At 66.6% G+C, this 9,050-nt stretch carries 9 protein-coding genes; 2 read left to right on the top strand and 7 right to left on the bottom strand.

What is annotated here, in order from left to right; genetic code table 11:
- Positions 1–155: 155 nt before the first annotated feature.
- Positions 156–626, bottom strand: coding sequence for an Lrp/AsnC family transcriptional regulator (locus tag B3446_RS06975; protein ID WP_191578284.1), 471 nt, complete (start codon positions 624–626; stop codon positions 156–158).
- Positions 627–829: 203 nt separating this feature from the next.
- On the opposite strand from B3446_RS06975, the gene B3446_RS06970 reads away from it, so the two are divergent.
- Together B3446_RS06970 and B3446_RS06965 are read left to right on the top strand one after the other, a co-directional pair.
- Positions 830–1,474: a LysE family translocator gene (locus B3446_RS06970; protein WP_291378751.1), complete on the top strand. Its 645-nt coding sequence runs from the start codon at positions 830–832 to the stop codon at positions 1,472–1,474.
- A gap of 52 nt (positions 1,475–1,526) precedes the next feature.
- Entirely contained in the window at positions 1,527–2,432 is a 906-nt protein-coding gene (locus B3446_RS06965) for an EamA family transporter (protein ID WP_291378749.1), read from the top strand.
- Between the two features lie 151 nt (positions 2,433–2,583).
- Here the strand turns inward: B3446_RS06965 and B3446_RS06960 are convergent, their stop codons facing one another.
- The 6 genes from B3446_RS06960 to B3446_RS06935 all read right to left on the bottom strand — a co-directional run.
- Positions 2,584–3,159 (bottom strand): hypothetical protein, encoded by a 576-nt coding sequence (locus B3446_RS06960; RefSeq protein WP_175122134.1) that lies wholly within the window; start codon positions 3,157–3,159, stop codon positions 2,584–2,586.
- A gap of 184 nt (positions 3,160–3,343) precedes the next feature.
- Positions 3,344–4,315: a Bug family tripartite tricarboxylate transporter substrate binding protein gene (locus B3446_RS06955; protein WP_291378746.1), complete on the bottom strand. Its 972-nt coding sequence runs from the start codon at positions 4,313–4,315 to the stop codon at positions 3,344–3,346.
- 42 nt (positions 4,316–4,357) lie between these two features.
- Positions 4,358–5,143, bottom strand: coding sequence for a 2-oxo-tetronate isomerase (gene otnI / locus B3446_RS06950; protein ID WP_291378744.1), 786 nt, complete (start codon positions 5,141–5,143; stop codon positions 4,358–4,360).
- An 81-nt stretch (positions 5,144–5,224) separates the two neighbouring features.
- Positions 5,225–7,321 carry a TonB-dependent receptor domain-containing protein gene (locus B3446_RS06945; protein WP_409558280.1) on the bottom strand — a complete coding sequence of 699 codons (2,097 nt, stop codon included), beginning with the start codon at positions 7,319–7,321 and terminating at the stop codon, positions 5,225–5,227.
- Positions 7,322–7,511: 190 nt separating this feature from the next.
- Entirely contained in the window at positions 7,512–8,561 is a 1,050-nt protein-coding gene (locus B3446_RS06940; protein ID WP_191578288.1) for an ABC transporter substrate-binding protein, read from the bottom strand.
- 90 nt (positions 8,562–8,651) lie between these two features.
- A partial coding sequence (locus tag B3446_RS06935) for a GTP-binding protein (protein WP_291378741.1) occupies positions 8,652–9,050 on the bottom strand: 399 nt, incomplete at its 5' end.

Raw genomic sequence — 9,050 nt, 5'->3', positions numbered from 1 at the left:
CGTGCGATCCACGCGGCCCGGCCGGCCGACCCGCACGGGCCTGGACCCGCGCGAACCGGCATCCGGGACGGCGGCCAGCCGTCAGGGGCTTGAGCGACCGGTTGCGCGCCCGCCTAAGCGGCCGCGCCGCGCGGCGCGCCGGAGCATGCGCCGGCTTACGCTCCCGCCATCACCGGCACCGTCAGCCCATTCTTCACCCGGCTCATCACCACCAGCGTCGAAAACCGCTTCACGTTCGGGTTGCCCCAGAAATGGCGCTGCGCGAACACCTCGTACTCGCCCATGTCCCGCATGGTGAGCGTCAGCACGAAGTCGACCTCGCCCGTCACCGACAGGCACTGCATGATCTCGGGCGCGGTCTGCATGGCGCGCTTGAACTGGTCGAGCTTGTCGGCGCGCTCGCTTTCCAGCGACACCAGCACCACCATCGTGATCCCGCGTCCCACGGCGGCGGGGTCCACGACGGACACGTCCGCCGTCACCACCCTGGATTCGCGCAGCCGCTTCATGCGGCGCAGGCAGGACACCGGCGACAGGTTCACGCGTTGCGCGACCTCCTGGCTGGTTCGTTGGTTGTCTTCCTGCAGGCTTTGCAGGATCTGCAGGTCGAAATCGTCTAGTTCCATGGGGCACTCGGAACGCTTTTGAGGTGAAACATCGCGCGGATGGCGGGTATCGGCCGATTCTAATCGTGGTCGCGATGCAAACCGTCGAGAATTCGACGGGAAACTTCATTCCGAGTGACCCGGACGCAGGAATTATTCAAGTGGCTTGCTTACACTGGGAGCCCTCCGCCCGCGCCGCCGGGAATTCCACGCTGCACCCTGCAATGCCGTCACTCCAGCTTTTCCTGCTTTTCCTGGCCGCCGACGCGGCCTTGAAGCTCACGCCCGGTCCCGACATGGCCCTCACGCTATCGCGCGGCATGACGCAAGGGTTTCGTCCCGCCTTCCATAGCGTGCTGGGCAACGTGGCCGCCGGCTTCATTCAGGTTCCGGCCGTGGTGCTGGGCCTGGCTTCCGTGCTGCGGACCTTTCCCACGCTTTTCGTCGGCATCAAGGCGGCGGGCGGCCTGTATCTGGGGTACCTGGGCATCAAGGCAATGATCCGGTGCGCGAACGCCGCCGAGGTGTCGCTGGCGGCCCGGCCGGGCGACGCGCGCGACGCCTTCTGGCAGGGCTTCATCACCAATCTGCTGAACCCGAAGGTGCTGCTCTTCATGATCGCCTTCTTGCCGCAATTCACCTCGCCGGACAACGGGCCGGTCTGGATCCAGATGCTGGTGCTGGGCGTCACGATGAAGGCGCTCAGCCTGCCCTACGGCAGCTGCTTTGCGTACGGCGCGTCGCGCATCCGCGGCTGGGTCGCGCGCAATCCGTGGTTCCTGCGTGCGCAGCAGGGCATTCTGGGCGCGATCATGCTGGGGCTGGCGATCTACGTGCTGGTATCCACGGCGATGAATCCGCAGCCCTGACCGCCCACGCCAAATTCCTGACACAAGCGTTTTTGCACGAACCCCGCCTTCCATGACTGCCGCCACCTTGAACAACGGACACAACAGCGCCACGTCCACCCTGCTTCCCACCCTGTCGCTGATCGGCGCGATGGCCTCGCTGTGCGTGGGCACGTCGTTCGCGAAATCGCTGTTTCCGGAAGTGGGCGCACAAGGCACCACCGCGTATCGCATCGTCATCGGCGCCATCATCCTCTTGGCCTTCTGGCGGCCGTGGCGCTTTCCGCTGACGCGCGGCAACGCCGCGAAGATTGCGCTGTACGGCGTGACGCTGGCGTGCATGAACCTGCTGTTCTACATGGCGCTGAAAACACTGCCGCTGGGCATTGCCATCGCCATCGAATTCACGGGACCGCTGACGCTGGCCGTGGTGCTGTCGCGGCGCGCCATCGACTTTGTGTGGATCGCCTGCGCGCTGGCCGGCCTGATTCTGCTCATTCCCACCGGCCAGTCCGTCCACGACCTCGATCCACAGGGCATCGCGTACGCACTGGGCGCTGCCGTGTGCTGGGCGCTGTACATCATCTTCGGCAAGATGGCCGGCAACGTGCACGGCGGTCAGGCCACCTCATTGGGTCTGCTGGCGGCCGCGATGGTCGCCCTGCCTGTCGGTGCGGCGCACGCGGGCATGGCCCTGCTCGATCCCAAACTGATCCTGGCGGGTGTGGCCGTCGGCATCCTGTCCAGCGCGTTGCCCTATTCGCTGGAAATGGTGGCGCTGCGGCGGCTGCCGCAAAAGACGTTCGGCGTACTGCTGAGCATGGAGCCCGCAATGGGTGCGCTGGCCGGGGTCGTCGTGCTGAACGAACATCTGTCGCAGACGCAATGGCTGGCCATCTGCGGCATCATCGTCGCGTCCGCCGGCTGCGCCGCAACGGCGCAGCGCAGCCGCAAGGCGCCGATCCCCGCGCCTGACTGATCAGACTCCTTCGCGGGCAAACGGTGTCTCATCAGGTGTCTGACACCCTGGTGAGCGGATCGCCAGCTTGCAGCGACATCTCAGAGGGTGTCAGACACCGTTGCAGCAGGGTGTCTGACACCTTTACAGCAAATCGCCCTCCGCCCCGCCATCAACCAAAACCCGGCTCGCGCTGCGGCAGCGATAGCGGGTCGAAGTCTTCCCAGTGGTTGTTGCGCCAGCGGCCGTTGGCGTGCTCCACGTCGGCGCCTCCGGCATCGCGCAGAATGCGGCATGCCAGGATCTCGCGCTGCGGCCTGACCCGCACGGCGACCATGACGCCGGCCTGACGGATCTCGGCATGAGAGTCGGGATTGAAGTGGCCGTGCTGCGTGGTGCCGTGCCCTGTCACCCAAAGCGCGCCGAACAGCGACCCGAGGTACGCGCCCACACCCGCCGCGGCCAGGATTGCGGCAGTGGAGTCGCTGAGTTCTGCCGCAACAAATCCGCCGAATACCGCAAATACAGCCCCCACGCCGCCCGCGCCCAGATAGGCGCCCATGTCGGCGCGTCCCGCGTCGGGGTCGGAACGCCGGTCCCCGCCATACGGAAAGCGGCCGTGCTCGCCGGCGGGATTAACGTAGAAGGTATGGATATCCCAGTCGGGAAAGCCGCTGGTGGCAAGGCGGCTGGCGGCGGCCTTGGCGGCTTCAAAGCCCTCGAAGCGGGCAGCTACGATCAAAGACATGGCAGTCTCCTCGCCCGCGGTCCGGGCCGGATGCGCATCGTTTCATCGTACGCCCGCGCCGTCGCCGTGCACGCCGCCGTTACACCTTGCGGCGGCTGTTACCCGGCCCTTTGCTACCCAAACCCTTTTCACCCAGCGCCGAGTCCCGTTTACGCCTTGCCCGGCAACGCGCCACCCCGGCCCCTTACTCCGCGGAAAGCCCCTTGCCCTGAATGACCGCGCCCCAGCGTTCGTGCTCCTGCCGCGCGTACGCGCGAAAGGCGTCGGGCGTGCTGCCGGTCGGCTCCAAGCCCTGCAGCGTCAACTGCTTGACGACATCCGGCGATGCCAGCGCCTGCCGGATCGCCTGACTGAGCTTTTCCACGATGGGCGCGGGCGTGCCGGCGGGCGCGACCACGCCCTGCCAGGCCGCCGCCTCAAAGATCGGCCCGCCCGCCTCGGCAATCGTCGGCACGCCCGGCAGTTGGGCAGACCGCTTGGCGGACGGCATCGCAATCGCCCGCAGCCTGCCCGCCTGGATCAGCGGCCGGGCGGCGGCCAGGTCCGCCATCATCAGGGGCACGACACCCGCGGCAACATCCTGCAGCGCGGGCGGCGATCCCTTGTAGGGCACCGCGGTCGCTCGGCCGCCGACGGTTTCCATGAACAGTTCCATGGCTAGGTGATGCGGACTGCCCACGCCCAGCGACGCATAGCTGCCCGGCGGCTCGCGTTTCAGATAGGTCTTCACGTCGTCCAGCGTGTGCAGGCCCGAATCAGGCGCCGCAACCAGCACGATGGGCAGCGCCACCAACGTGGACACCGGCGTCAGTTGCTGCTGCGGATCGTAGGGCAGATCGTCGTACAGCCACGGGTTGAGCGCCAGCGTGCTCATGCCCGCGGTCAGCACCGTGTAGCCGTCCGGCTGAGCGCGCGCGGCTTCCTGCGCGGCGACGATGGTGGCGGCGCCCGGGCGGTTCTCGACCACCACCGGCTGTCCCAGCGTCTGGCCGACATGCCGGGCCACGATGCGGGTCGCCAGATCGCTGCCGCCTCCCGCGCTGAACGGCACCAGCCACCGGATGGGCCGATCGGGATAGTCGGCCGCCCACGACGCGGCCGGCAAAGCCGCGGCCAGCGCCGCCGAAAACAGCATGCGCAGCACGCCCTGGAACATGACGCTCACTCCTTTGAACTTCAAATGCGGGATTGTTGCCGATCAGGCGCGCGCCGCGGTCAGCCAGCGCAGTCCGGCCGACGTGGAACCTGCGGGACGGTACTCGCAGCCGATCCAGCCGGTGTACTGCAACTCGCGCAGCACGCCGAAAATCCAGCCGTAATCGAGTTCGCCCCGGTCCGGCTCCTGGCGCAGCGGCACGCCGGCAATCTGCAGGTGCCCCACGCGCCCGGTGGGCAGGTACTCGCGCAACTTGGCGGTGACGTCGCCTTCGACGATCTGGCAGTGGTACAGGTCCATCTGCACTTTCAGGTTGGGCGCATTGACCGCCTGCACGACGGCGTGCGCGTCCTCCTGGCGGTTCAGGAAATAGCCGGGGATGTCGCGCGTGTTGATCGGCTCGATCAGCAGCGTGACGCCGGCCGAGCGCGCCTCGCGAGCGGCCCAGTCGAGATTGGCGTGATAGTAGTCCAGCATCGCCTCGTGCGAGGCATCGGGCGGCGCCACGCCCGCCATCACATGCACATTGGAACAAGACAACGCGGTGGCATACGAAAGCGCCTGCTCGATGCCGGCCTGGAACTCGGCCTGCCGGCCCGGCAGGGCCGCCAGCCCGCGATCACCTTGTGCGGTGATGCCGGGCGGCGCATTGAACAGCACCTGCGCCACCCCGGCGGCGTCCATGCGCTCGCGCACGAACGCGGCGGGCGCTTCATAGGGAAACATGCATTCCACGCCCGCGTAGCCGTCGGCGGCGGCCGCCGCATAGCGGTCCAGGAACGCATGTTCCGTGTACATCATCGACAGATTGGCGGCGAACTTCAGCATGGCGGGCTCCTGGCGCGGGATGCCGCCGCGGACAGCGGCACCCGCCGAAAATAGCACAGCCCGCCGCCGCACCCAACCGGGTCAGTACGTCATGCGCACGCCCAGCAGCACGCTGCGGCCGGGCAGCGGCGCAACCGTCGAGATGAACGAGGCGTGGTTGTAAGCCAGCTTGTTCAGCAGGTTGGTGCCGCGCAGGAAGACCTCGTAGCCCGTGGCGCCGTACTGGCCGCGATACGCGACCACCGCGTTGACCATGTTGTAGCCCGGCGTGGTGTCTTCATAGGCCGCAATGTCCTTCTGCGCGAACACGCGTGCATATTCGACGCCGCCCGACCACTGCTCCCACTTGAAGTTGCCGCGCACGCCCGCGCGTCCGGCCGGGATGCGCGGCAGATTGCCGTCGCCGCCCGTGAGCTTGCCGCGCACGTAGTCGCCGAACACCGCCGCCGAGAAGATCGGCGTGAACTGGTGCCGCAGCTCGCCTTCCACGCCCGTGAACTCCGCGTCCTGCTGCGTGTATTCAATCAGGCGGAAGTCCTCGTAGCGGTCCAGCGTGTTGGCGTAGATGTAGTTCTTCACGCGGTTGTGGAACACGCTGGCCGAGAACGTCGTGTCGCCCGAATGCTTGCGCAGCGTCAAGTCGATGTTGTGCGACGTTTCGCGCGTCAGGTCCGGATTGCCCAGTTCATACGTATTGGTGGCGATGTGGATGCCGTCCGCATACAGCTCCTGCGCGTTGGGCAGGCGTTGTGAGCGCGACAGCGACAGCGCCACGGAATACTGCGGCGCAAAGTCCCAGATCGCGGCGGCCGACAGCGACGTGCCCGACAGGCTGCTGCGCGGCGCGCCGCCCGACGGCGACACGCGCTGCCAGTCCTGACGCGCGCCCAGCTCGAACCGCCAATCGTTCAACTGGTATTCCTCCAGCAGGAACACCCCGGTCGAGCGGGTCTTGCTCGGCGGCAGGAACGCCTCTTCGCCCTCGGCGCTGAAATCGCTGTACGCGTTCTGCAGGCCGACCACGCCGCGCCAGCCGGCGATGGGCTTGTGCTGCAGCTCCACCCGCATGTCGTAGCCCTTGTTCTTGAAGCGCGTGCCAACCTCGCCGCCTTCAATTTCGTCGTGCTGGTAATCCGTCAGGCCACCGCGAAAGCGGATCTTCTCGAAGCCTGCGAACGGATCCTGGTATTCGGCACGCAGGTCCATCCGGTTGCTGCGCAGCTTCACGTAGGGCACGCCGCCATGTTCGTGATCGTGGTCGTGGTCGTGACCTTCCTCGCCTTCGTCCCCATGGTCGTGGTCATGGCCGCCGCAATGCAGATGCGTGCCGTGCGGATGGCAACCTTCGTATTCGTGGTTGTGGCCGGGCAGGCCGTATTCGCTTTGCAGGTGCGTGAAGGCCACGCCCACGTAGCCGCGCGGCGTGATCCACGACATGCCGACCGAGCCCTGCGTCGACTCGCTGTACGAGCCTTCCAGCTTGCCGCCGGGCCAGTCCGGCACGTCGTAGTCGCTGGTGCGGCGCTTCATGCCTTCGACGCGCACCGCGAACTGGCCTTCGCCCGCCGTGATGCCGACCGCGCCGGCGCGTTCCTTGGTGCCGGTGGCGCCGCGCAGTTCCGCTTCGGCCGCGATGCCCTTCTCCGGCACTTCGGTCGGAATCTTCTTGTCGATCACGTTCACCACGCCGCCGATCGCGCCGCCGCCGTACAGCAGCGTGGCCGGGCCGCGCAGCACTTCGATGCGGTCGGCCAGCAGCGGCTCGACGGTCACCGCATGGTCGGGCGAAATAGCCGAGGCATCCATCACTTCGGACCCATCGGACAGCACCTTCACGCGCGGCGCGGTTTGTCCGCGGATCACCGGACGGCTGGCGCCGCCGCCGAACGTGTCGCTATTGACGCCTGGCAGGTTCTTGAGCGTTTCGCCCAGCGTGCCGTTGCGCTGCTCGATCAACGCATCGCCTTCCAGCACCGAGGCCGGCAGCGTGGTGCTGTTCAGGTCCAGTCCCAGCGGGTTGGCGGACACCGTGATCGGCGCCACGGTCTGCGTGCGGGCCTCGCCTTCGGTCTGCGCCTGGGCGACGGGCGCCATCAGCATCAGCGAGCACACCAGCGGTTTCAAGGGGGCCCGGCCAACTGCTCGAACGCGCGATGCTTTGCCGCGCGCTTTCCCCATCCCCAGCTTCTTACCGTTCATCTTTACTCTCTCGGATGTTATATCATTACAAACCAGCAGGCGGATGATATAACATTTCACTACGCATGCAGAGGCGTATGGAAACGAAAAAGCGCGATTCCCCCGCAGGAATCGCGCTTCGATGACGCGGTCAGTGGCGCAAACGCGGGGAACGACGCCCCGCGCCCTATCATCCCGCCTTGAACTCCTTGTTCCAGAACTCCAGCATCTCCGCCTTCTTCTCGGTCAATCCCTTCAGGTCGTACGCGTGCAGCAGCTTGACCTCGGCATCCGAGAAGCCCACGCGCTTCAACGCCTCCGGCAGCGTCGCGTTAGTCACAGTGGGCGCGTAGCCCATCTTTTCCGCAAAGCCGATCTGGCCCTGCGGATCCAGCATGGCGTTCAGGTACGCCCACGCCGCGTCCTTGTTGCGGCTGTTCTTGGCGACGGCGGCCTCAAACGACACCGGCACCGACCCTTCCTTCGGAATGACAAAGCCCAGCGGCAGTCCGCTGTCCTTCCATTGCAGCGCGCGTGCCTTCCACATGACGGCGATCGCGATTTCGCCGGACTTGAAGGCGGCCGCGACGGCTTCATTGGACGGGTAGATGCGCGGCGCATTCGGCTTGAGCTTGGCCAGAAACCGCTTGCCGCCCTCGTAGTCCTTGGTGGTGCCGTCCGCGCCCAGTCCCACGAAGACCGAGTTGTAGAGATAAAGAATGTCGGAAAAACCGACCTGGCCCTTCCACTTGGGATCCAGCAGCACCTGCAGCGAATCGGGCGGCGTCGGGAATTTCTCGGTGTTGTAGACCAGCGTCATGGCGCTGAAGATGTGCGGAATCGAGTACGGCGTCTTCAGCGTGTCGATCGCGTTGGCCAGGTTGGGCAGCTTCTTGACGTCCAGGGGCTCCAGCGTGCCGGAACGCTCGGCGTCGTACATATCGACTTCACCTAGCAGCGCCACGTCCATGCTGCCGCGGCGCGAGTTCTTTTCGGCGCGCAGCTTGGTGACGCGGCCCACGGCGTTGCCCGTGTCGTAGACCACCTTCACATCCTGCTTGGCGACGATGGGATTGATGATCTGCTGCAGCAGGTTCTGGTAGTCGCCGCCCCAGGTCCCGACCACGATTTCCTTTTCGGCGGCGTGGGCCATGCCGGGCAGCCAGCCCAGGGCGGGCGCTAGCGCCAGGCCGGAGGCGGTCTTGATGAAGCCACGGCGATTCAGGTTTTTCTCTTGCATGACAACCTCGTATCGAAAAGAACTGACGACTAGCTACGAAGCACCGCGCGGCACGCCAGTCTGGCCGCGCGGCCTTGGATTCAACGGTGTTCAGACCAGCATGTCGACCGGCGCATGCGGCGCGGAGGCGCGGATTTCCTCGGCCTCGATGTCGCGCGCAATCACGATGATCGCGTCGCGCGCATCGGGCTGCCGCGTCAGCCGCTGCGGCAGGCTGAAGGTCGAGCCGACAGACTGGATCAAGATGGGTTCCTCGCAATCGCTGACGCGCACCACGGCTTTGACGCGCAGCAGGCGGTCGCCGCAGAGCCCGGCCAGGTTGTCCAGCCATTCGGAAAAATCGGTCCAGCTGATGCCGGCCTGCGCGCGCGCCGCCATCACGCGGATGCGCGGATGCGCTGCGCCCTGCCCGCCTGCCGACAGCATCCGCGCCGCCAGCCCCGCCAGGTCGGACGTGCCTTGCGACGGCGCGAACGCGGCCTGCACGGC

The organism is Achromobacter sp. UBA5777, from assembly GCF_002418565.1.
In the GTDB taxonomy this organism is placed as follows: Bacteria; Pseudomonadota; Gammaproteobacteria; order Burkholderiales; family Burkholderiaceae_B; genus Achromobacter; species Achromobacter animicus.
This window is presented reverse-complemented; position numbering and strand designations above follow the sequence as displayed.